The sequence below is a fragment of the Altibacter sp. genome (assembly GCF_019913785.1).
GTDB lineage: Bacteria > Bacteroidota > Bacteroidia > Flavobacteriales > Flavobacteriaceae > Altibacter.
This window is the reverse complement of the sequence record NZ_JAIOHK010000043.1, coordinates 1-22,225: the sequence shown is the minus strand read 5'-3', so window position 1 is coordinate 22,225 and position 22,225 is coordinate 1. Positions and strand designations below refer to the sequence as shown.

Below are 22,225 nucleotides of genomic sequence, written 5' to 3'. Positions count from 1 at the left end.
GTAGTTTTACAGGAACTTAATGATCACTTTTCTTCAGAATTATTTATGAAATGCCCATTGACAATTTATAAACCAACCGAAAAGATAGATGGAGGCATTCCATTCCTATGCCGAGTGAAGTCGAGGCATTCCTTTTTCTCAAATATTTTATAAAGATGAAAAAAATACAAATGGTCGACCTAAAGGGTCAATACGAATACATCAAAGACAGGGTAAATGCATCGGTGCTGGATGTGATCGAATCTACCGCATTTATAAATGGACCCGAGGTACATCAATTTCAAAAGGAATTAGAGACCTATTTGGGTGTTAAACATGTCATCCCCTGTGCCAACGGTACCGATGCGCTTCAAATTGCTATGATGGGACTTGGTTTAAAACCAGGAGATGAGGTGATCACTGCCGATTTTACTTTTGCAGCCACCGTTGAGGTAATCGCGCTACTCGGACTCACTCCGGTACTGGTCGATGTAGATCCGGTCGATTTCAATATTGACATTGCGGCGATAAAACGAGCCATTACGCCAAAGACCAAGGCAATTGTTCCGGTGCATTTGTTTGGCCTGGTAGCAAATATGGACGCCATTATGGACATTGCGAAGGAACACAATCTCTATGTTATAGAAGATAATGCACAGGCTATTGGTGCCACCTATACGAGTAAAGATGGTTCGAAAAAGATGGCCGGTGCCATTGGACATGTGGCTTCTACTTCTTTCTTTCCGTCGAAGAATTTAGGTTGTTATGGCGACGGAGGTGCAATTTTCACCAATAATGATGATTTGGCACACACCATTCGCGGTATTGTGAATCACGGTATGTACGAACGTTATCACCATGATGTAGTAGGGGTAAATTCGAGATTGGATTCTATACAAGCCGCCGTCTTAAGAGCAAAATTACCCAACTTGGATGATTATAATAAGGCGAGGCAACAAGCTGCGAGAAAATATACCAAGGCGTTTGAAGGGATTGCCAATATTATCACTCCAATAGGTTGTTGTGCCAATGAAGGCGTGATTTGTGACGATTGTGACTGCCATGTATTTCATCAATATACCCTGCGTATTTTAAATGCAGATCGCGATGCCTTGGTAAAACATTTGAATGAACAGGGCATTCCCTGTGGGGTCTATTATCCTATACCGTTGCACTTACAGAAAGCCTATAAGGATGACCGCTATATTGAAACCGATTTTGTGGTGACAAACCAATTGGTGAAGGAAGTCATTTCCTTGCCCATGCATACCGAGTTGGATGATGAGCAGATCGACTTTATTACCACTACCGTTATAAATTTTGTTACCCAATAATGAAAAAAATTCTAGTTACCGGGGGTTTAGGCTATATTGGCTCACACACTGTTGTTGAACTTCAACAGGCCGGGTTCGAAGTTGTGATCATTGATAACCTCTCTAACTCGTCAATTAATGTCTTAGAAGGAATAACAAATATTACCAAAACACCACCCCTTTTTGAACGATTGGATCTGCGAAATAAGAACGACCTAACCGATTTTTTTCAACAGAATAAGGATATTGAAGGGATTATACATTTTGCTGCAAGCAAAGCAGTTGGCGAAAGTGTGGCAGATCCATTGTTGTATTATGAAAACAATCTAAACACCCTGGTGTATTTGCTTCAGGAGTGTAAGCTGAATGGAATTAACAATTTTATTTTTAGTTCCTCTTGTACGGTATACGGAGAACCCGATGTGTTACCCATTACCGAAAACGCTCCGGTAAAAGTCGCGACTTCCCCCTATGGAAATACGAAACAGATCAGTGAAGAAATTATTACAGATACCTGTGCGGTACATCCAAAGTTGCAGGCTATTTCTTTACGATATTTTAATCCAATAGGTGCTCACCATACCGCCGAAATAGGAGAGCTTCCTATTGGAGTTCCTCAAAATCTGGTACCATTCATTACACAGACTGCAGCTGGTTTACGGAAGGAACTTTCGGTTTTTGGAAATGATTATCCCACCCCCGATGGCAGCTGTATCCGCGATTATATTCATGTGGTCGATTTGGCCAAGGCCCATGTGGTGGCGTTGCAACGAATCCTTTCAGAACAAAATAAATCGAATTTCGAAATGTTCAATTTAGGGACAGGTCTTGGTAGTTCGGTATTGGAAGTGGTAAAGGCCTTTGAAAAGGTAACCGGTTTGAAACTGAACTATAAAATTGTGGATAGACGTCCGGGCGATGTGGTTTCGGTCTATGCCGATACCCAGAAGGCAAATAAAATATTGGGTTGGAAAGCAGAAAAGACGATGGAAGAGGCACTAGCATCCGCTTGGAAATGGGAGCAGAAAATTAGAAAGATATGAATATGAAAAAATACATACTGGTTGGGCTGTTATTTGTTTTCTTCGGAAGCACAGCACAAGAGACACTATTACACTGTGGAAAGTTAATAGATACTAAAAACGGCAAAGTACTTGCCAATAAAACCCTTGTGGTTTCAGGATCTAAAATTGTTCGCATGGAAGATGGTTTTTCCACACCGAAACAGCATGACAAGCTAATTGATCTGAAGAATAAGACGGTACTTCCCGGATTGATCGATATGCATGTACATATTGAAGGAGAGACCAATCCCAATAGATACCTCGAAAAATTTACCTTAAACGAAGCAGACGTTGCTTTTAATGCGGCCGAAATAGCCAATCGCACCTTAATGGCGGGCTTTACAACTGTCCGCGATTTGGGCGGAAGCGGTGTAAATGTTGCCCTACGGGATGCGATTGCCAAGGGAAAGATTCCGGGGCCTCGCATTTTTGCAGCCGAGAAGGCCATTGCTACAACCGGGGGTCATGCCGACCCAACCAATGGGTATCGCCATGATCTTATGGGTGATCCGGGACCCAATGAAGGAGTGATCAATGGGGTAGACGATGCCCGAAAAGCAGTACGCCAACGCTATAAACGAGGGGCAGACTGGATCAAGATAACTGCTACCGGTGGCGTGATGAGTATGAGTAAAAACGGTCAGAATCCACAATTCTCTCAGGAAGAGTTGGATGAAATCGTTAAGACAGCCAAGGAATACGGAATGCAGGTGGCCGCTCACGCACACGGTATTGAAGGGATGAAGCGGGCCATTAAAGCAGGAGTGCTCACCATAGAACACGGTTCACTGATGGATAAAGAAACCGCCCTGTTGATGAAACAATATGGAACCTATTTGGTGCCTACCATGTCTGCCGGACGCTATGTGGCTGAAATGGCGAAAATAGAGGGGTACTATCCTGAAATGGTAGTTACAAAAATATTGGAAATAGATGCTAAATTACGTGAAACTTTCGCCATGGTCAAGAAGGAAGGAGTGAACATTGCTTTTGGAACCGATGCAGGGGTTTTTCCGCATGGGGAAAACGCCAAAGAATTTAGATATATGGTAGAATCGGGCTGGTCTCCCATGTTTAGCTTACAAGCTGCTACCATTACCAATGCAAAATTATTGGACAGGGAAAATGAATTAGGGCAGTTAGCTCCCGGATTTATAGCCGATATCGTTGCGGTGGAAAGTGACCCCACTCAGGACATTAAGACTATGGAAAATGTGGTGTTTGTAATGAAAGAAGGGGTTGTTTATAAACAACAATAATCGCAACAATTTATAAACTTGCCTTAGACGTCTCCGCCTCCGGGTGAATCTTTTTCACCAAGCCTTGCAATACGTTTCCGGGGCCTACTTCAATAAAGTGAGTCGCACCGTCCTTAACCATATTCTGGATACTCTGCGTCCATTTTACAGGAGCCGTGAGTTGAGAGATAAGATTTTTTCTAATGTCATCGGGGTTTGTGACGGCTATCGTACTTACATTCTGATAAATAGGACAGGCAGGAGCTGTAAATTGGGTGTTTTCTATGGCGGTTGCTAATTCCTCACGGGCAGGTTCCATCAACGGACTGTGAAAAGCACCTCCTACCGGAAGTAGTAAGGCTCTTCTGGCACCGGCTTCTTTTAATGTCTCACAGGCGGCATTCACAGCGTCAATAGTTCCACTAATAACTAATTGTCCCGGACAATTATAGTTCGCGGCTACTACAATACCGGGTGTATCGGCGCATATTTTTTCAACGATGGCATCCTCCAATCCAAGCACCGCTGCCATAGTGGAAGGTGTAAGTTCGCATGCCTTTTGCATGGCCAAGGCTCTTTTGTACACCAATTCCAATCCGTCGCTAAACGCAATGGTTCTATTGGCGACCAAGGCAGAAATTTCTCCCAAGGAGTGCCCCGCCACCATATCGGGTTGGAAGGATTTTCCCATCACTTCAGCAAGAATGGTAGAATGCAAAAAGATGGCAGGTTGCGTGACCTTGGTTTCTTTTAATTCGTCTGCCGATCCTTCAAACATGATCTTGGTGATGTCAAAGCCCAACACCTCATTGGCATGATGAAATAAATCCTTTGCTTTTGAAGAAGCTTCGTATAAATCGAGTCCCATTCCTGTAAATTGGGCTCCCTGTCCCGGAAAAATATATGCTTGCATGGTTTGTGTTTTTGTGCTACAAAAATAGGATTATTTCTAGGAATACTTTTTAAGAATATTGCTGACTTGTGAAAAGTATCCTGCTCCAAACAAGTTTAGATGTACTAGTAGATAATACAATTGCCAGAGCGATACGCGGTCCTTCCAATTTTCAGTAAGCGGAAAAACCTCATTATAGGCTGAAAATACTTCAGAAGGAAATCCGCCAAAAAGCTGCATCATGGCGAGATCCATTTCTCGCGGTGCAAAGGCAACAGCGGGATCAATGAGCACTGGTTCTCCTTTTTCAGAAACCAGAAAGTTGCCATTCCAAAGATCACCGTGAATTAGTGCAGGAGTGTCGTCTGGGATTACTTCAGAAACAGTTTTATAAAAACGATCCAGTTTTGCAAAGGAAAATCCCTTTTTAGTTGCGAGCTCTAGCTGAGGTTCCAGGCGTTGAGAAATATAGAATTCCGATGCTGTTAGCGCTGGCTTGTTAGGTTGTGGCAGACTTCCAATATAATTGTCGTGATCCAAACCAAATTGCGGCCGACTTGTTTTGTGAAGTACAGCCAGTTTTTCGGCGAAATCATCCCAAAAATGGCTTGTAGCGCGTCCTTGTGGTATATACTCTAAAGTGAGGTAGGACCAACTATCCAGTTCTCCAAAAGCAATGACCTTGGGGATTTTAAAGCTATCGGTCGACGCCAAAAGTTGGAGTCCTTTTGCTTCGGCTTCGAACATACCGGGAAATTTTGCAGCATGGTTGATTTTTACCACATAGCTTTCAGCAATACAATTCAGCAGAAAAACGCTATTGATATCTCCGCCCGATAGTGGTTTGGCGTCTATGCATTGCAAACCGTTCTGAACTGCTATTTCCCGAATTATCGATTTCACTTATTTTCGAATCCAGGTTTGGTAAGTGAATGCAAATTGATGCTGTTCGTCTTTTTCATGGTATTCTTCATGCACCAACTCCCAATCTTCCGAAGGTATTTCGGGGAAGTAGGTATCTACTTCAAACGTGCCATGTACGCGCGTAAGCTCTATTTTGTTAGCAAAGTTCAAGCCGAGCGTATAAATTTCACCACCACCAATAATAAAAGGTTGTGGGTCTTCTTTAGCATGGGCCAGTGCTTCTTCCATACTGTGCACCACAACGGCACCTTCTTTTTTATACGAACTATTTCGGGTAATCACCAAATGGACTCGGTTGGGTAGAGGTTTTGGAAACGATTCGAAGGTCTTGCGCCCCATGATGATGTGATGTCCCGTGGTGAGTTTTTTAAAACGTTTAAAGTCATCCGGTAAATGCCAAACCAAGTCGTTGTCCTTTCCCAATTCGTTGTTTTCTCCGGCCGCAGCAATAATGGTGATCATGGAGTGCTGGGAGGATTTTGGAGGTCCTTTTTTTTTAAACTTCCCGCTTCTTCCGCTCTAGCGGCTTTTACTTCGGTTACGGTCACCTCTTGGATGGCTTGTTTTTTCAATTCGGAAATACGGGTCACTTGCAATGCTTTTAGCTTTTCCAATTGACGATGCTCCCATTCTTTTCCCATGAATCTATGGGTGATAAATACGTTGAAAACATGAATTAGGAGTAAGAATGTCCATATCAAAATGGCCCAGGCAAACCAATTTTTAATAAAGAAATCGTCGCCATAGCCCAATACCGGGTTGATAATGATAAGTAATATGGAACCCACCAGAAACACAATAAAATGCTGCATGAGTCTTTTTTTCTGTTTGATTCGGGCACGTGCATACTCGTATTGTTCGCGTTGGTCGGAATCAATTTTTTCCGTTTTTTTAGTTTTTGAAAACATAGTTGGTTACTTTTAACGCACTTGTAAAAATACCTAATTTTGATGGTTTAGCCGCCTGCCTTATGGAAGATTTAAGAAATGAATTTCCTGTTTTATCGAAGTATACGTATTTGAATACGGCATCCTGTGGCCTTATTTCCAAGTCGTTGTTAGATTGGCGAAGAGAGCACGATAAAAATCTATGGGAAGATGCCAGTATTTTTAGGGATTTGCACAAAGCACATATCAAGAGTATTAGAGACACCGTAGCCCGTTTTATGGGGGCTGGCGAAAATGAAGTAGCCCTTGTCCCAAACTTTTCATTCGGATTGAACACCTTGTTGGAGGGAATTCAGAAAAAGCAAAAAGTGTTGCTATTGGATAGGGACTATCCGTCAATTAACTGGGCTTTTGAAACAAGGGATTTTGAAATTTGTTACGCGAGCATTTCGACAGACCCCGAGGCAAATATTGAGCAAGCTGTTGTCCAGCACCAACCCGATATCTTTGCATTTAGCCTGGTGCAATATCTGAATGGAATTAAGATCGATATAGAATTTTTGAAACAACTTAAGGCATACCATCCAAATTTGTTGCTTATTGCAGATGGGACTCAGTATTTAGGTACCGAAGCCTTTAATTTTAACGATAGTCCACTGGATATTCTTGGGGCTAGCTGTTATAAGTGGTTATTGGCGGGTTATGGCAATGGCGTGTTTATGGTCAAGGAAGCCGTTCAAGACGCCTTTTCTCTATCTACAATAGGATTCAATTCGGCGGATGCGACCTATGGCAAAAAGGGAGAAATTCCATTCATGAAACATTTTGAGCCTGGGCATCAGGACACCTTGAACTATGGAAGTCTGGAGCAGGCACTTCAGTTTTTGGACGGCATGGGGATGGATGTTGTTTCTGAAAGGGTTTCAGAAATTTCTAAAAAGGCAACGGATCGTTTTATTGAACTTGGTTTGTTGGAAGAAGTGGTTGTAAATAGAAAGGAGCATTCGAATATTTTTAATATACAAGGAGATGCTGTTTTATTTCAGAAGCTAAGAGATAAAGGCATCATTTGTTCGCTTCGTGACAAGGGAATACGTGTGAGTTTTCATTTTTACAATACAGAATCCGACTTGGATCGGCTTTGTTGCCTGCTTGCTTAATCTTATTTTCTGCGAATACCCTTAGTGGTAAATGACAGCCCTTGTTGTCCCGTTGTTGAGATCATAACAGCTTCGAAAAAAGGGATCAGACTATTTTTTTTACTGGCCCAATCGAAAACAAAATTTCCACCTGTGCCTCCTTTTTTGTCGTCTTCATCAACCACGATTTCAATGGTTTCCATTGGCATCACAAATACAGGCTTGTCCAAATATTCATGGATTAATTCTCCATGTGTATTGTAATAATCGGCTTTGAAAATATAAATAGTATCCTCAATACTGATATTGCGTATGCTAACAGTAGCGGTAAGGTCAAATGTAAAATTTTGATTGCGTTGGTAAATTTCGGAATATATGGGTAAATAAGTACTTCCCTTGAGTAACAGACTGTCCGGGATGTTTATTTGGACATGACGTTCACTCCAATTATTGTCATGCGGCAATCCCTCCCGTATCGTAATGGGGTTTTCACAACTTGTAAAACCAATCGCAAGCAATAGTAAAACCATGTATTTCATAGCACAGATCTTTAATTTCATAAAAATAATGAATAAAATTTGATTGGGTTACTTTTAATATAGACGGACGCTAATTTGCCTATGAAAGTTGAAGCCTTGTGACAGGCAGTTCTATATAAAACTAGTTTTGTCTATTGCGTTTTTCACGTTTAAGTCGCTCCTTCTTTTCTTTTCTGGTTTCGGTAGCGGCTTCCACTTGAAACACAACGGGCAACGAATACAAAACACCAACAGGGATTCCTTTTTGTTTCCCGGGAATCATTTGGGGCATCAACTTAATCACTCGGATAATTTCATTTTCTAGCTCTGGATGAGTAGCTCTGGCCTTTACATCGACAACAGTACCTGTTTTATCAATTTTAAACCTAACAAAAATTCGATTTTTGCCCTCCGGTAAATTTAGTGGTTCTGCCACTCTCTGATTAAAATGAAGCCCAACAAAGGTGCTTATTTTTTCAGACATGCATTGTTTTAATTTGGCATTGTCCTGTCCTTTACAGCCCGGATATATGGGAACGTTTTCAATAATTGCAAAGGCAACCTCTGAAGTGTCATCATTACTTTCGCTTTCTTGTGCGGAGGTACCGATGTATACCAAACAACAACAAATTAGTAGAAGTAATTTCATCTTATTTCCCCGTCTTAAATGTAAACGGCACCGTGAACTTGATAACACGTGGCTTGCCTCCCATCATCCCGGGTTTTGCCATTTTTGGCATTGCCAGTATGTTTCGTTTCGCTTCGGCTTGAAGTCCGGCAGTACCTCCGCTAACGTTTTTCACCTCGACAATTCCTAGTTCATTCACGACAAATTCGACGATAACTTTTCCTTGTACATTCTTTTTGTACTCTTCGGCAGGATATCGAAAGTTCTTGGCAATATGCTGGGCCAATTGTTGGTTGAAACAGTTTTGACGATCGGTAGCACTTCCTTTTTCACAACCGGGCCACACGGGACCGATCTCTTTCATGGTGAGTGTATTTTTCTCCATATTGCCCCATTCTTCCTGTGCGAAAAGAGATGTAGAAATAAGTAGGCATAAAAATAATAGGGCGTTCTTCATAAATAGATTTTAAATGGCTACCGCACCTTTAATATGGGGGTGTGGATGATAATCAACTAGGGTAAAGTCATCAAACTTGAAGCCAAATATATCTTTTACATTTGGATTTAACAACATTTTTGGTAAAGGACGTGGATCTCTTGATAGTTGTAGTTCCACCTGTTCCATATGGTTGCTATAAATATGTGCATCGCCAAAGGTGTGAATAAATTCACCGAACTCAAGGTCACAGACCTGCGCCATCATCATCGTAAAGAGTGCATAGGATGCAATGTTAAAGGGTACGCCTAAGAAAATATCTGCACTGCGTTGATACAATTGGCAGGATAGTTTTCCGTTTGCTACATAAAACTGAAAGAATGCATGACAGGGAGGTAGTGCCGCTTTGCCATTCGCTACATTCTCTGAGAAAGGTTTCGAGGTATCCGGTAGCACACTTGGATTCCATGCACTCACCAGCATTCTTCGGCTGTCCGGATTTGTTTTTAGGGTCTGAATAATTTCTGAAATCTGATCGATTTCTTCACCGTTCCAATTGCGCCACTGATGTCCGTATACCGGTCCCAGATCTCCGTTTTCATCGGCCCACTCATTCCAGATACGCACGCCATTTTCCTGAAGGTACTTGATATTGGTATCCCCATTTAAAAACCATAATAATTCATACACAATCGACTTTAAATGAAGCTTCTTGGTCGTAACCATTGGGAATCCTTCGCTTAAATCGAAGCGCATCTGATAGCCAAAAACACTTTTGGTGCCCGTGCCGGTGCGATCGTGCTTTTCAGTACCGTTTTCTAATACGTGTTTTAGTAAGTCGTGGTATTGTTTCATTTCAATATTTTTCAGGAAATAAATGTAAAAAACAGCGTCATAAATGAAAACACTAAACCCTAGGATTTATTATAAGTTATCAACGCTTTTTATAAAATGTTTAACCGATTATCATTCCCGCGATAGTCGCTGAAATCAATGAGGCAATCGTACCGCCAATTAACGCTTTCATCCCAAACTTAGACAATGTCTTACGTTGTCCGGGGGCCAAAGAGCCAATACCTCCTATCTGAATCCCAATAGAGGCAAAATTGGCAAATCCACACAGCATATAGGTGGCCATGATAATGGACTTTTCATATTTAAAATGAATCGCACTTGATGCCTCTTTAAGGTCGGCCAGTTGGATATATCCAACAAACTCACTGGCTACCAATTTTATTCCAAGTAGCTGCCCCATTAACATCATATCCTCTTTCGCAACGCCAACAAGCCACATAAGAGGGGCGAAAATCGTGCCCAGCACAGCTTCGAGTGAGAAGCTATTGTAAATGGTATTATCAGCGATCCAACCACTTAGTCCGGTCCAATCACCCATGATACCTAGACCATAATTTGTCATTGCAATAAATGCAATAAATACCAAAAGCATCGCTCCCACATTCACCGCAAGTTTTAATCCTTCGGTCGTACCATTGGCAATGGCATCCAAAATATTGGAGCCTATTTTTTCTTGGGAAACCGTTACGTCGGTATTAATTTCTTCAGTCTGAGGATATAAAATTTTAGAAATAACAATGGCTCCTGGTGCTGCCATTACCGAAGCCGCTAATAAATGTTTGGCATACACCAATCGAAGTGCTGGATCGTCACCTCCTAAAAATCCTATATACGCCGCTAATACGGCACCGGCTACGGTTGCCATGCCTCCAATCATCACCAAGAGCATCTCACTCTTGTTCATTTTTTCCAGATACGCCTTAATTAAGAGGGGCGCTTCAGTTTGTCCAAGGAATATATTCCCTGCTACGCTTAAACTTTCGGCTCCCGAGATCTTTAACAGTTTGGTCAATAGCCAACCCATGGCCTGCACCACCTTTTGTATGATCCCTGTATAAAATAAGACCGACGTCAAGGCAGAAAAGAAAATTATGGTTGGTAACACCTGAAAGGCAAAAATAAAACCAAAGGTGTCCATATCGACCACCAGGCCTTCAAATAGAAACTGGCTACCTGCCCTGGTGAAATCTAGCACTTTGATAAACACTTTTCCAATTCCTTCAAAGATCGCCTTAATGAAAGGTACTTTTAATACGCCAATTGCAATGATTAATTGAAATGTCAATCCAATCCCAACCGTTCTCCAATTGATGGCTTTCTTTTTAGCGCTGAAGAGAAAAGCAATGAACACAAGGGAGATCATCCCTAGAATACCACGCCATAAACTGTCAATTGAAAAGCCCTGAGCCGGGATGATAGCGTCATTTTCGGTTTCCGTTATTTGGGTTGCGGCCAATGCTGCATCGCTCTTTGAGGCTGCGATAAAATGATAGGAAACAGTGTTTTCTGAAAAGACCAAGGTGGAATCGGTCACTTCGTTGATATGATACCTTCGAATGGTGTCATTGGGTTGGTTGTAAAAAAGCACCAGTAGATTATTCTGAAAAATATAATCCCCGGACGCCTTTAGGTTATTTTTAGCTTCCAATTGATACCTAAAGCTGCCTTCTTTAAGTTGAAAATAATCTGCTTCCGAATTAATTGCAAAAAGGGAGTCGCCTTGTTGGTCTAAAATTGCTGAAAATTGCCAGTCTTTATCAATACTTTGTCCAAAAGAGACCATTGGTGCCATGCAAACGATGGCCAGGAGTAGAAGCTTTCGCATAGATTATTTTTGTCTTTTTGAAATTTCATCCCGAATTGCTGCAGCCTTTTCATAATCTTCCTGGTCTACCGCCTGATCGAGCATTTGATTTAATTCTTTCAAAGAAAACTTTGTGTAATCTTCGCTTGTTTTTTTAACCGATTCCCGGTCTTCCCCCATGATCAATTCCTCAATCACGGCTTCTTCTTCTTTCGAAACATCTTCCTTTTTCTTCTTGGGAGTTGTCTTTAAATAGATACCCGCCTTGTCGAGTATATTTTTATACGTAAAAATGGGTGCTTTAAACCGAAGTGCCAAAGCGATGGCATCACTGGTTCGCGCATCGATGATTTCTTCTATTTTATCACGTTCGCAAATTATGCTGGAATAAAAGACACCGTCCACCAATTTATGAATAATGACTTGCTTGACGACAATGTCGAAGCGGTCTGAAAAGTTTTTAAACAGGTCGTGCGTAAGCGGACGAGGGGGTTTTATTTCCTTTTCCAGTGCGATGGCAATGGATTGCGCTTCAAAAGCTCCAATGACTATAGGTAATTTGCGGTCACCATCCACTTCACTTAAAATAAGTGCATAGGCACCATTCTGAGTTTGGCTGTAGGATATTCCCTTAATATTTAGACGTACTAAACTCATATTTCAGAATAAAAAAAGCTGTTTAAATAAGGACGTTTCCTTCTTTAAACAGCCCTTTTTCTGAGGCACAAAATACTAAAAATTTATGCGTTTTGCGCTTTAAAGGCTTTTAATTTTTCGATCAGTTGTGGCACGACTTCAAATGCATCACCTACAATTCCGTAGTCTGCTGCTTTAAAGAATGGTGCTTCAGGATCGTTATTAATTACTACTTTAACCTTAGACGAATTAATTCCTGCCAAATGCTGAATGGCACCACTAATTCCAATAGCGATATACAAATTGGAAGCCACCGGTTTTCCGGTTTGTCCCACGTGTTCACTATGTGGTCTCCATCCCATATCGCTCACAGGTTTTGAACAGGCGGTAGCCGCTCCTAATATAGCGGCCAATTCTTCAATCATACCCCAATTCTCTGGTCCTTTCAATCCACGACCTCCGGAAACAACAATCTCGGCATCGGCGATTGTCACCTTATCTGAGGCCTTATCCACAGAAACGATTTTCATATCGAAATCGTGAGTATCTAAACTAGGAGCAAAGCTTTCGGCAGTTGTAGAGACTCCATTTTCTTTTAAGCCAAATGCATTTTTTGCCAAACCAATCACCTTTATTTCGGTGGTGATTTCAGTAACCGCAAAAGCTTTGTTTGTAAAGACGGTATGCTTTACGTTGAATGGCGAAATGTTCACCGGCAATTGGGTTACATTGGGAACGTAACCGGCTTCCAGATTTACGGCCACAAGGGGAGCCATGAACTTACTATTGGCACTAGAAGTAAGTACGACAACTTTCGCAGCTTCTTTTTTGGCTGCTTGAGCGATTACATCGGCATAGGCTTCGGCATTAAACTGTCCGAGCTCACCATTGGAAACCTCCAGTACTTTTGATGCGCCGTAGGTGCCTAATTCAGACGCATTTCCTCCATTGATGGTAACAGCAGTAACTGTAGTCCCCATGGCATCGGCAACTCCTTTTGCATACGAAACGGCTTCGAACGCGATCTTTTTAAATTTTCCTTCTTCGGATTCTGTATATACTAAAACTGACATATTTCTTATTTTTTTATTAAATGACCTTGGCTTCGTTGTGCAATAGATTCACAAGATCGTCAACGTTGTCCACAAGTTTTACGGCTCCTCTTGGTGCTGGCTTTTCGAAGGAAACCGACTTGGTTTCAGCCGTGGCGGCTACCGGGTCTTTTACCGTAAGTGGTTTTGATCTCGCTTGCATGATGCCACGCATATTTGGAATGCGCAGATCACTTTCTTCAACCAATCCTTTTTGACCGCCTATCACAAGCGGTAAGGCCGTACTCAGCGTTTCTTTACCGCCGTCTATTTCACGGAGAACAGTAGCGCTCGTTCCGTCAACTTCTATACCAATACAGGTATTTACAAAGTTGGCACCTGTTAACTTGGCAAGCATACCAGGCACCATCCCTCCGTTGTAGTCGATGGATTCACGTCCTGCAATTACCAAGTCGTAACTCCCTTCTTTCACAACAGCTGCCAATTGCTTTGCCACAGAGTAGCCGTCGGTAGCCGGTGTGTTTACGCGAATGGCTTCATCGGCCCCAATGGCCAAAGCCTTTCGTAAGGTAGGTTCTGTTTCGGGACCTCCTACATTTACCACATGCACCGTGGCGCCTTGTTTTTCCTTAAACCACATGGCACGTGTTAGTCCAAATTCATCGTTTGGATTGATGACAAATTGCACTCCGTTGGTGTCAAATTTGGTATCCCCTTCGGTAAAATTAATTTTTGAAGTAGTGTCAGGTACATGACTTATACACACTAATATTTTCATTGTTTACTTGAATTTTGAAATGAAATTTATTCAGATTTATCTGTAGCCTCGGGCTTCAGAATTAAGGCTACGAAGATACATATATATTTCTGAATTTTGCTATGCGCGCATAGCAAAATTGCATTAAATCTTTATAAAAAATAAGTCTTCACATATAAATAATAGTATTTTTGTTGCGATCTATCTAAAAGTGATAGGGTTCCTGAAATTTTCTTCAGAAAGAAAAGAATTGATTTTATATGAAAGTATTACAATTTAGAGAAGCAGTTTGCGAGGCCATGAGCGAAGAAATGCGCCGTGACGAAAGTATCTATTTGATGGGTGAGGAAGTCGCCGAATACAATGGAGCGTATAAGGCCAGTAAAGGAATGTTGGATGAATTTGGTGCCAAACGCGTTATAGATACCCCTATTTCCGAACTCGGTTTTGCCGGAGTGGCTATTGGATCGGCGATGAACGGAAACCGTCCTATTGTTGAGTTTATGACGTTTAACTTTTCTCTGGTGGCTATCGATCAAATTATAAACAATGCGGCGAAAATGCGGCAAATGAGTGGCGGACAAATCAATATTCCCATTGTATTTCGTGGCCCAACCGCTTCGGCGGGACAATTGGCGGCAACGCATTCACAGGCGTTTGAAAGTTGGTATGCCAACTGTCCGGGGCTAAAAGTAATCGTTCCGAGTAATCCTGCAGATGCCAAGGGTCTATTAAAAAGTGCCATTCGCGATGACGATCCTGTTATTTTTATGGAAAGCGAGCAGATGTATGGAGATAAGGGCGAGGTGCCCGAAGGTGAATATGTTATTCCAATTGGTGTTGCTGAAATCAAAAGAAAAGGGACCGATGTGACCATAGTTTCTTTCGGAAAAATAATTAAGGAAGCCTATCTTGCAGCCGAAGCATTGGCAAAGGAAGGTATCGAATGTGAAATAATCGACCTTCGAACCGTACGCCCCATGGATCATAACACAATCCTAGAATCGGTTAAAAAGACCAACCGATTGGTCATTTTGGAAGAGGCATGGCCCTTTGGAAACGTGGCCACCGAAATTACCTACCAAGTGCAAAGTCGGGTATTCGACTATCTCGATGCACCCATTATCAAAATAAATACAGCAGATACTCCTGCTCCTTATTCTCCGGTGCTATTGGAAGAATGGCTTCCAAATAGCAATGATGTGATCAAGGCCGTGAAAAAAGTAATGTATAAGTAACCTATCTGCGTACTTTTTTCTATAAAAATGCGTTACCAAATCTATTGAGGCCTATCATTCTATGAAGCACTACTACATTTTATTTTTCTTCTTAGTTACTTCATTGGTAACAGCCCAGACTAAAATTAGCGGTGTAATTAAGGATGCTTCGGGTGAGCCGGTTGCTTTTGCAAATGTTATTTTTAAGGATTCCAACGAAGGTACTATTTCAAATGAGGAAGGGCGTTTTTATTTAGAGAGCGATGAAACCTATACCGAAGTAGTTTTTTCCTTCATAGGCTATGCCAATAAAGAACTAACTCTTCCTAAACGTATTAACTACAATATGGAAGTGGTCCTAGAAGAAGAGGCTTCTGCGCTTAGTGAAGTGGTGTTGATTAGCGGAAAACAGTCCAAAAAGAATAACCCGGCCATTGATATCCTTCGGAAGATTTGGGAGAACCGTCGAGAAAACGGCGTAAAGCGATTCAACCAATACCAATACGATAAATATGAAAAGCTTGAATTCGACCTAAATACAATCGATTCGGGACTGATAAAAAGCAAAGTCTTTAAAGGAATGGAATTTGTTTTCGAACAAATTGATACTTCCAATATTACCGGAAATACCTACCTGCCTATTTTTATCAATGAGGCCTATTCGAAGGTGTACGGCGATAATGTGATGAACGTGGAAAAAGATGTTTTGGAGGGTAATAAAAATTCGGGATTCGAAAACAACCAAACCCTTATTGAATTTGTTCGAGACCTGTACAGCGAATACGATGTGTACGACAATTATCTTAAATTTTTTGACAAAGCCTTTACTAGTCCGTTGTCCAGAACCGGAGTTGATGTTTACAACTATGTTTTATTAGACAGTGCCTATCGGGATAATAAATGGTGCTACAATATTGTCTATTATCCGAGACGTAAGAACGAACTCACTTTTAAAGGAGACTTTTGGGTAAACGACACCACCTGGGCTATTAAAGAGATTAACCTACAAGCTTCTAAAAGTGCGAATTTAAACTGGGTTCGGGAGGTGTATATTGAACAGGAATTTGATGTCTTGAACGATTCTACTTTTTTAATTACCAAGGATTACTTTTTAAGTGATTTCAGTTTTAAAAAGAAAGAGAAAGCACGAGGGATGTATGGAAAGCGAACTACTTTGTACGACAACTATACTTTTGATATTCCGAAGGAAAAGAAATTTTACAGTGAACAGGTAGATCCTTATCAATACGAAGTGTACAACCGTCCGGACGAGTTTTGGGAAAAAAACCGCATGGAAAAGTTAAGTAAGGACGAGAAGGGGGTTTATAAAATGCTTGACACCTTAAAGACGGTTCCTCGTTTTAAAACACTCTATAATTTAGCTTCTACATTGGCATCCGGCTATTACGAGGTTAATAATTTCGACTTAGGACCGGTGTTTTCTGTTTTTGGATATAATGAGGCGGAAGGAATGCGAATTCGCCTAGGTGGACGTACGTATTTTAGTCAGAACGACCCCTGGCGTATCGAAGGGTTTGGGGCCTATGGGTTTAAAGACGAACGATTTAAATATGGGATTTCCGGGAAATGGTTAATAGATCGAAAATCAAGACTCACGGTATTTGGTGGGAACCGAAAAGATGTAGAACAGACCGGAGCGAGTTTGACAACCAGTAACGATGTTTTAGGACGAAGTCTGGCCTCATCGTCTTTGATTTCGGTAGGAGCAAATGATCGATTGACGCGAATAAATCTGACGACCGCCGGATTTTCTATCGAACCGGCCAAGAATTTTATTGTACGGCTAACAGGTTCGTATCGAACCCTGCGAGCTGCAACCGACACATTTAGTATAGATTATAATGTAAAGGAGAACGGTGTCTTTACAGGTGAGGTGAGAAGTGAAATCGCACAACCCGAAGTTGAATTGGCTTTTACATATACCCCGAAACGTAAAACCTCCCGCTATGGCGTAGAGCGTACGGTCATTAACGAGGGTAGTTTTCCAACCTTTTATCTGGGATATACACAGGGGTTAAAAGGAATTCTGAATGGTGATTTCGAATATCAAAAAGTACAGGCGTTATATACTCAACCGTGGAACATTGGTGGTTTAGGACGGTTGTATTCTACGGTGGAGGTTGGAAAAACCTTTGGTGAGGTGCCACTGAGTCTCTTGAGCCCTATTCCCGGGAATCAAACCTATTTTAGTATCTACAATTCCTTTACACAATTAGATTATTACGAATTTGTTAGTGATACCTATGCATCATTGCATTTACAACATAATTTTGGAGGTAGGATCTTTTCGAGGATACCAGTTCTTCGAAAATTAAACTTACGCGAAGTCATAAGCTTCAGAGCTGCCTATGGGAAAATTTCCGATGAGAATATCGCCCTGAACGCTTCAGGTATTGAATATAAGGCTCCGGGAGACATTTACTACGAGTACAGTGTAGGGGTTGGAAATATCTTCAAAATCTTTAGACTCGATTTTAACTTCCGAGGAAATTATCTGGACAATACCGATGCCAGAAAGTTTGGTATTACCGGAATTTTTGGTTTCTCGTTTTGAGTTATTATTTTTTTAATTTACTGTTATGTAGTTAGTTATAATGCCGTATCTTTAGGTTGCGAACCATTATAATTTTATTGCGATGAGGCCTATTCTTTTAATGTCGAGTTTATTTTTAATTTTTACAGCAGTTAGTTGTAAAAATGGAGACGATTCTCCCCCAACCGATGGGTTTACTGATTTTACACTGGCTACAATCGCCGATTTTTCGGGCAGATTTAGCCATACGTTAACCGTATTTGATGGTAAATTATGGGTTATTGGCACGAGAGCCGATGGAGGACCAAAAAATGACGTGTGGTATAGTAGCGATGGGATATCTTGGACAGAAGCTACATCGAATGCAGGGTTCCCAGCAAGGTATTCTCATACTGCGATAGCCTTCAATGATAAGTTATGGGTTATAGGAGGTACCAGTGGTAGCGATTTTAAGAATGATGTATGGTATTCTTCAGATGGAGTGACATGGATTGAGGCCGTAAATGAAGCGAACTTCAGTAAAAGAGAAAGACATTCCTCTGTCGTATTTGATAATAAATTATGGGTAATTGGAGGTTATAATAGTTCAAGTTTAGGAGATGTTTGGAGTAGTAGTGATGGGATCAATTGGACAATGGCTGTAGAAAATGGAGCGTTTCAATTTAGAGAATCACACACTTCTGAAGTTTTTGATAATAAAATGTGGATTATAGCCGGCTATAATATGGATCACAGAACCAATGATGTTTGGTATAGTAGCGATGGAAGTATATGGACACTGGCAACATCGAATGCAGGATTTTCTGCTCGAATTCAACATGGGTCAGCTGTTTTTGACAATAAACTATGGGTAATTGGAGGTAGAAATGATCCGGGAGTAACTAATGATATATGGTTCAGCGAAGATGGGGTCACTTGGGATTTATTTCTTGAAAATGCAGCTTTTTCAAAAAGGTCATCGCACAAAACGGTTTCTTTTAATAACAAATTATGGCTTGTAGGAGGTTATGATACCGAGGCCCGAAACGATGTGTGGGTTTCAAACTAAGGGCTGGGGGTTAGGTAAGATCAAACTGCGCTTTTTAAAAGAGATCTTGTTTACAACCCCAAATGGTAATTCAAACCAATTTTATAACACATTAAGATTAGCCTGTATATTGTAAAACAAGGTTTCGTCTAACCACACAAAGATTAACAAAGGCTGTCCAAATTTGGTAGCCTTTTCTGTTTTATGGAAATTAATTTCACTAATTTTGCACCCCTTAAAAAACGATAGCTATGAGTCCGAAAGGAAAAGAAACCTTCGATGTATTAATTGAAATACCAAAAGGAAGCCGCAATAAATATGAATACGATTTTGAATTGAAAAAAATTCGATTCGACCGGATGCTTTTTTCTTCTATGATGTATCCCGCAGATTATGGTTTTATTCCTGAAACGCTGGCGTTGGATGGAGATCCCTTGGATGTATTGGTGTTGGGGGGTGAACCAACCTTCCCGATGTGCGTGGTCGAAGTGAAGCCCATTGGGGTGTTCCACATGGCCGATGAGAAGGGACCCGATGAAAAGGTGATTTGTGTTCCGGTTTCTGACCCTATTTGGAATAGTTTGAACGATCTTTCAGATATGAATCCACATATTGTAAAGGAAATTGAACACTTTTTCCAAGTGTATAAGGACCTTGAAAAGAAACGTGTGGATGTAGGAGGCTGGGGCGATGCTTCCGAAGCATACGATATACTTCATAAATGTGTAGAGCGATACGATAAAAGCGATCACAGAGTAAAGGGCAATTTTACCATTTAAGAGGTTATTTTATAAAGTGTACAGACCCGTCCAAATCTAATTTGGATGGGTTTTTTAATTCCGCCCGATTTTCCTACTTTTGCCCAGCTAAATAACAAATCAAAAAAATATGGAATCAATGATGATTTATATGCCAATCGCAATGGCAGTACTAGGGTTACTTTATATGCTCTTTAAAAGATCTTGGGTTATGAAACAAGATGCCGGTGACGGAAAGATGAAAGAAATTTCAGATCATATCTACGAGGGAGCCCTTGCATTTCTAAATGCCGAATACAGACTACTCGCTGTATTTGTATTAATAGTGAGTATCGCACTCGCAGCCGTTAGTATTATTGTCCCTACCACACATTGGCTTATTGTAATTGCTTTTATCTTTGGTGCCTTTTTCTCGGCATTGGCCGGAAACATGGGAATGAAAATTGCTACTAAAACCAATGTAAGAACTACACAGGCAGCACGTACCAGCTTACCAAACGCACTGAAAATATCGTTTGGTGGAGGTACCGTAATGGGCTTGGGAGTTGCCGGTCTGGCTGTTCTAGGACTTACCGCTTTCTTTATCTTTTTCTTTCAATACTTTATGGGAGGAGTTTGGACATCTACCGATGACATGACCATAGTGTTAGAAACCCTAGCAGGATTCTCCTTAGGAGCCGAATCTATTGCACTTTTTGCACGTGTTGGTGGCGGGATTTATACCAAAGCGGCCGATGTTGGAGCCGACCTGGTGGGGAAAGTAGAAGCGGGTATTCCGGAAGACGATCCTAGAAATCCTGCTACTATTGCAGATAACGTAGGAGATAACGTTGGAGATGTTGCAGGAATGGGAGCCGATCTATTTGGGTCGTATGTGGCGACCGTATTAGCTGCCATGGTGCTAGGAAATTACGTGATTAAAGATATGGGGGGTGCACTCGCCGATGGATTTGGCGGAATTGGTCCTGTATTATTGCCTATGGCCATTGCCGGAGCGGGAATTATTATCTCTGTGATCGGTACCATGTTGGTGAAGATCAAAAGTAACGACGCCAAAGAATCTCAAGTAATGGGTGCCTTGAACATCGGGAACTGGGTGTCTATTATATTAGTGGCTATTTCTTGTTTTGTATTGGTACAATGGATGCTTCCTGAAACCATGCAAATGGAATTCTTCGGAGAAGGATTGGTTGAAATTTCATCATTACGTGTATTTGCGGCTACTATCATAGGTCTTATCGTAGGAGGATTAATTTCTTCGGTAACTGAATATTATACCGGATTGGGTAAAAAACCGGTCTTAAAAATAGTTGAAAAATCAAGCACGGGAGCAGGAACAAATATCATTGCCGGTTTAGCGACCGGAATGATTTCTACCTTTCCTTCGGTTTTATTATTCGCAGCTGCTATCTGGGCATCCTATGCATTTGCAGGTTTCTACGGAGTTGCATTGGCGGCCTCTGCCATGATGGCAACTACAGCGATGCAGTTAGCGATCGATGCGTTTGGTCCTATTAGTGACAACGCCGGTGGTATCGCCGAAATGAGCGAACAAGACCCCATCGTACGTGAGCGTACCGATATATTAGACTCGGTTGGTAATACAACAGCAGCCACCGGAAAGGGATTTGCAATTGCTTCGGCGGCATTGACTTCATTAGCTTTATTTGCAGCCTATGTTACGTTTACCGGTATCGACGGCATCAACATCTATAAGGCTCCGGTTTTGGCGATGTTATTTGTAGGAGGAATGATTCCTGTAGTGTTTTCAGCATTGGCAATGAACGCAGTAGGAAAAGCAGCCATGCAAATGGTACATGAAGTTAGAAGACAATTTAAAGAGATTCCCGGGATCATGGAAGGAACCGGAAAACCTGAATACGATAAATGTGTGGCAATTTCAACCAAGGCCTCTTTAAAGGAAATGATGCTACCAGGTTTCTTGACCATTGGTTTCCCATTGGTAATTACCTTTGTTCCTATGATCTTTGGAATGGACAATATGGCCATTGCCGAAATGTTAGGGGGTTATATGGCCGGAGTAACCGTGAGTGGGGTACTTTGGGCTATCTTCCAAAACAATGCCGGAGGTGCGTGGGACAATGCAAAGAAATCATTCGAAGCCGGTGTGATGATCAACGGTGAAATGACCTATAAAGGATCTGAAGCGCATAAGGCAGCCGTAACAGGTGATACCGTTGGAGATCCGTTTAAAGATACTTCAGGGCCTTCTATGAACATCTTGATTAAACTTACCTGCCTTATTGGTTTGGTATTGGCTCCGATCTTAGGAGGACATGCGATCGCAGATAATAACAATACTTCAGAAGAAATGATTTTTATCGATGAAGACGGTAACCAAACGATTCTAACCGATAAAGAAGCAAATCAGGTGAAAGATGCCGATGCTGCTGAAGTGTCAAAAGAAGTAAAGGTGGAAATGTCGGTGGATGGAGATGTCACGACCGCCCATGTTATCATTGCTACTACTAAAGATGGTGAGACCACCACCGAAACAAAGACCTTAACGGGTACCGAAGCTGAAGT

Annotated in this window: 21 protein-coding genes; 9 read left to right on the top strand and 12 right to left on the bottom strand. The window is 41.5% G+C overall.

The annotated features are described in order from the left end of the window. Positions 1-155 precede the first annotated feature (155 nt). The 3 genes from K8F54_RS07115 to K8F54_RS07105 are packed head-to-tail and all read left to right on the top strand — an operon-like array spanning position 156 to position 3,615. Positions 156-1,313 (top strand): DegT/DnrJ/EryC1/StrS family aminotransferase, encoded by a 1,158-nt coding sequence (locus K8F54_RS07115; RefSeq protein WP_290788940.1) that lies wholly within the window; start codon positions 156-158, stop codon positions 1,311-1,313. Further along, the gene (gene galE, locus K8F54_RS07110; protein WP_290788938.1) at positions 1,313-2,335 is read left to right on the top strand and encodes a UDP-glucose 4-epimerase GalE; all 1,023 of its coding nucleotides are present in this window, start codon (positions 1,313-1,315) and stop codon (positions 2,333-2,335) included. The genes K8F54_RS07115 and galE overlap by 1 nt, the downstream gene beginning before the upstream one ends. Positions 2,336-2,337: 2 nt before the next feature. Next, positions 2,338-3,615 carry an amidohydrolase family protein gene (locus K8F54_RS07105; RefSeq protein ID WP_290788936.1) on the top strand — a complete coding sequence of 426 codons (1,278 nt, stop codon included), beginning with the start codon at positions 2,338-2,340 and terminating at the stop codon, positions 3,613-3,615. A gap of 10 nt (positions 3,616-3,625) precedes the next feature. Here K8F54_RS07105 and fabD read toward each other — a convergent pair whose 3' ends face one another. From fabD to K8F54_RS07085, 4 genes are read right to left on the bottom strand one after another with little or no spacing between them, the layout of a single operon-like run. Next, positions 3,626-4,507 carry an ACP S-malonyltransferase gene (fabD, locus tag K8F54_RS07100; protein ID WP_290788934.1) on the bottom strand — a complete coding sequence of 294 codons (882 nt, stop codon included), beginning with the start codon at positions 4,505-4,507 and terminating at the stop codon, positions 3,626-3,628. A gap of 36 nt (positions 4,508-4,543) precedes the next feature. After that, a complete protein-coding gene (locus K8F54_RS07095; protein ID WP_290788932.1) occupies positions 4,544-5,389 on the bottom strand; it encodes a fructosamine kinase family protein in 846 nt (281 codons plus the stop codon). Then, on the bottom strand, positions 5,390-5,872 hold the full coding sequence (locus K8F54_RS07090; protein ID WP_290788930.1) for a dihydrofolate reductase: 483 nt from the start codon (positions 5,870-5,872) through the stop codon (positions 5,390-5,392). Further along, entirely contained in the window at positions 5,869-6,318 is a 450-nt protein-coding gene (locus K8F54_RS07085) for a 2TM domain-containing protein (protein WP_290788928.1), read from the bottom strand. Before K8F54_RS07085 ends, K8F54_RS07090 begins: the two co-directional genes overlap by 4 nt. A 62-nt stretch (positions 6,319-6,380) precedes the next feature. Between K8F54_RS07085 and K8F54_RS07080 the strand changes: the two genes are divergently transcribed. After that, on the top strand, positions 6,381-7,457 hold the full coding sequence (locus K8F54_RS07080; protein ID WP_290788926.1) for an aminotransferase class V-fold PLP-dependent enzyme: 1,077 nt from the start codon (positions 6,381-6,383) through the stop codon (positions 7,455-7,457). A gap of 2 nt (positions 7,458-7,459) precedes the next feature. Here the strand turns inward: K8F54_RS07080 and K8F54_RS07075 are convergent, their stop codons facing one another. From K8F54_RS07075 to K8F54_RS07040, 8 genes are all read right to left on the bottom strand, one after another. Then, the gene (locus K8F54_RS07075; protein ID WP_290788924.1) at positions 7,460-7,975 is read right to left on the bottom strand and encodes a DUF3124 domain-containing protein; all 516 of its coding nucleotides are present in this window, start codon (positions 7,973-7,975) and stop codon (positions 7,460-7,462) included. Between the two features lie 121 nt (positions 7,976-8,096). Then, on the bottom strand, positions 8,097-8,603 hold the full coding sequence (locus K8F54_RS07070; protein WP_290788922.1) for an energy transducer TonB: 507 nt from the start codon (positions 8,601-8,603) through the stop codon (positions 8,097-8,099). A 1-nt stretch (position 8,604) separates the two neighbouring features. Then, positions 8,605-9,039: a TonB family protein gene (locus K8F54_RS07065; RefSeq protein ID WP_290788920.1), complete on the bottom strand. Its 435-nt coding sequence runs from the start codon at positions 9,037-9,039 to the stop codon at positions 8,605-8,607. A 9-nt stretch (positions 9,040-9,048) separates the two neighbouring features. Beyond that, entirely contained in the window at positions 9,049-9,873 is an 825-nt protein-coding gene (locus tag K8F54_RS07060) for a thymidylate synthase (protein ID WP_290788919.1), read from the bottom strand. 100 nt (positions 9,874-9,973) lie between these two features. Next, entirely contained in the window at positions 9,974-11,698 is a 1,725-nt protein-coding gene (locus K8F54_RS07055; RefSeq protein WP_290788917.1) for a nucleoside transporter C-terminal domain-containing protein, read from the bottom strand. 3 nt (positions 11,699-11,701) lie between these two features. After that, positions 11,702-12,334, bottom strand: coding sequence for a bifunctional nuclease family protein (locus tag K8F54_RS07050; protein WP_290788915.1), 633 nt, complete (start codon positions 12,332-12,334; stop codon positions 11,702-11,704). 83 nt (positions 12,335-12,417) lie between these two features. Beyond that, entirely contained in the window at positions 12,418-13,386 is a 969-nt protein-coding gene (locus K8F54_RS07045; RefSeq protein WP_290788913.1) for an electron transfer flavoprotein subunit alpha/FixB family protein, read from the bottom strand. 16 nt (positions 13,387-13,402) lie between these two features. Next, a complete protein-coding gene (locus tag K8F54_RS07040) occupies positions 13,403-14,143 on the bottom strand; it encodes an electron transfer flavoprotein subunit beta/FixA family protein (protein ID WP_290788911.1) in 741 nt (246 codons plus the stop codon). Between the two features lie 239 nt (positions 14,144-14,382). Here K8F54_RS07040 and K8F54_RS07035 point away from each other — a divergent pair, with 239 nt between their 5' ends. From K8F54_RS07035 to K8F54_RS07015, 5 genes are all read left to right on the top strand, one after another. Next, positions 14,383-15,360, top strand: a complete 978-nt coding sequence (locus tag K8F54_RS07035; RefSeq protein ID WP_290788909.1) for a pyruvate dehydrogenase complex E1 component subunit beta — start codon at positions 14,383-14,385, stop codon at positions 15,358-15,360. A gap of 61 nt (positions 15,361-15,421) precedes the next feature. Continuing rightward, positions 15,422-17,914 carry a DUF5686 and carboxypeptidase-like regulatory domain-containing protein gene (locus K8F54_RS07030; protein WP_290788907.1) on the top strand — a complete coding sequence of 831 codons (2,493 nt, stop codon included), beginning with the start codon at positions 15,422-15,424 and terminating at the stop codon, positions 17,912-17,914. A gap of 82 nt (positions 17,915-17,996) precedes the next feature. Next, a complete protein-coding gene (locus tag K8F54_RS07025; protein WP_290788905.1) occupies positions 17,997-18,941 on the top strand; it encodes a kelch-like protein in 945 nt (314 codons plus the stop codon). A gap of 230 nt (positions 18,942-19,171) precedes the next feature. Continuing rightward, positions 19,172-19,699, top strand: coding sequence for an inorganic diphosphatase (locus K8F54_RS07020; protein ID WP_290788903.1), 528 nt, complete (start codon positions 19,172-19,174; stop codon positions 19,697-19,699). A gap of 109 nt (positions 19,700-19,808) precedes the next feature. Next, positions 19,809-22,225 (top strand): sodium-translocating pyrophosphatase (locus K8F54_RS07015; protein WP_290788901.1); only part of this gene is annotated, 2,417 nt, incomplete at its 3' end.

Excerpts from the sequence above, each read along its gene's own strand:
- K8F54_RS07025 (WP_290788905.1), top strand. The coding sequence starts at position 17,997 with ATGAGGCCTATTCTTTTAATGTCGAGTTTATTTTTAATTTTTACAGCA.
- K8F54_RS07070 (WP_290788922.1), bottom strand. The coding sequence starts at position 8,603 with ATGAAATTACTTCTACTAATTTGTTGTTGTTTGGTATACATCGGTACC.
- K8F54_RS07105 (WP_290788936.1), top strand. The coding sequence starts at position 2,338 with ATGAAAAAATACATACTGGTTGGGCTGTTATTTGTTTTCTTCGGAAGC.
- K8F54_RS07035 (WP_290788909.1), top strand. The coding sequence starts at position 14,383 with ATGAAAGTATTACAATTTAGAGAAGCAGTTTGCGAGGCCATGAGCGAA.
- K8F54_RS07065 (WP_290788920.1), bottom strand. The coding sequence starts at position 9,039 with ATGAAGAACGCCCTATTATTTTTATGCCTACTTATTTCTACATCTCTT.
- K8F54_RS07085 (WP_290788928.1), bottom strand. The coding sequence starts at position 6,318 with ATGTTTTCAAAAACTAAAAAAACGGAAAAAATTGATTCCGACCAACGC.
- galE (WP_290788938.1), top strand. The coding sequence starts at position 1,313 with ATGAAAAAAATTCTAGTTACCGGGGGTTTAGGCTATATTGGCTCACAC.
- K8F54_RS07060 (WP_290788919.1), bottom strand. The coding sequence starts at position 9,873 with ATGAAACAATACCACGACTTACTAAAACACGTATTAGAAAACGGTACT.
- fabD (WP_290788934.1), bottom strand. The coding sequence starts at position 4,507 with ATGCAAGCATATATTTTTCCGGGACAGGGAGCCCAATTTACAGGAATG.
- K8F54_RS07020 (WP_290788903.1), top strand. The coding sequence starts at position 19,172 with ATGAGTCCGAAAGGAAAAGAAACCTTCGATGTATTAATTGAAATACCA.
- K8F54_RS07055 (WP_290788917.1), bottom strand. The coding sequence starts at position 11,698 with ATGCGAAAGCTTCTACTCCTGGCCATCGTTTGCATGGCACCAATGGTC.
- K8F54_RS07080 (WP_290788926.1), top strand. The coding sequence starts at position 6,381 with ATGGAAGATTTAAGAAATGAATTTCCTGTTTTATCGAAGTATACGTAT.
- K8F54_RS07030 (WP_290788907.1), top strand. The coding sequence starts at position 15,422 with ATGAAGCACTACTACATTTTATTTTTCTTCTTAGTTACTTCATTGGTA.
- K8F54_RS07090 (WP_290788930.1), bottom strand. The coding sequence starts at position 5,872 with ATGATCACCATTATTGCTGCGGCCGGAGAAAACAACGAATTGGGAAAG.
- K8F54_RS07050 (WP_290788915.1), bottom strand. The coding sequence starts at position 12,334 with ATGAGTTTAGTACGTCTAAATATTAAGGGAATATCCTACAGCCAAACT.
- K8F54_RS07040 (WP_290788911.1), bottom strand. The coding sequence starts at position 14,143 with ATGAAAATATTAGTGTGTATAAGTCATGTACCTGACACTACTTCAAAA.
- K8F54_RS07075 (WP_290788924.1), bottom strand. The coding sequence starts at position 7,975 with ATGAAATACATGGTTTTACTATTGCTTGCGATTGGTTTTACAAGTTGT.
- K8F54_RS07045 (WP_290788913.1), bottom strand. The coding sequence starts at position 13,386 with ATGTCAGTTTTAGTATATACAGAATCCGAAGAAGGAAAATTTAAAAAG.
- K8F54_RS07115 (WP_290788940.1), top strand. The coding sequence starts at position 156 with ATGAAAAAAATACAAATGGTCGACCTAAAGGGTCAATACGAATACATC.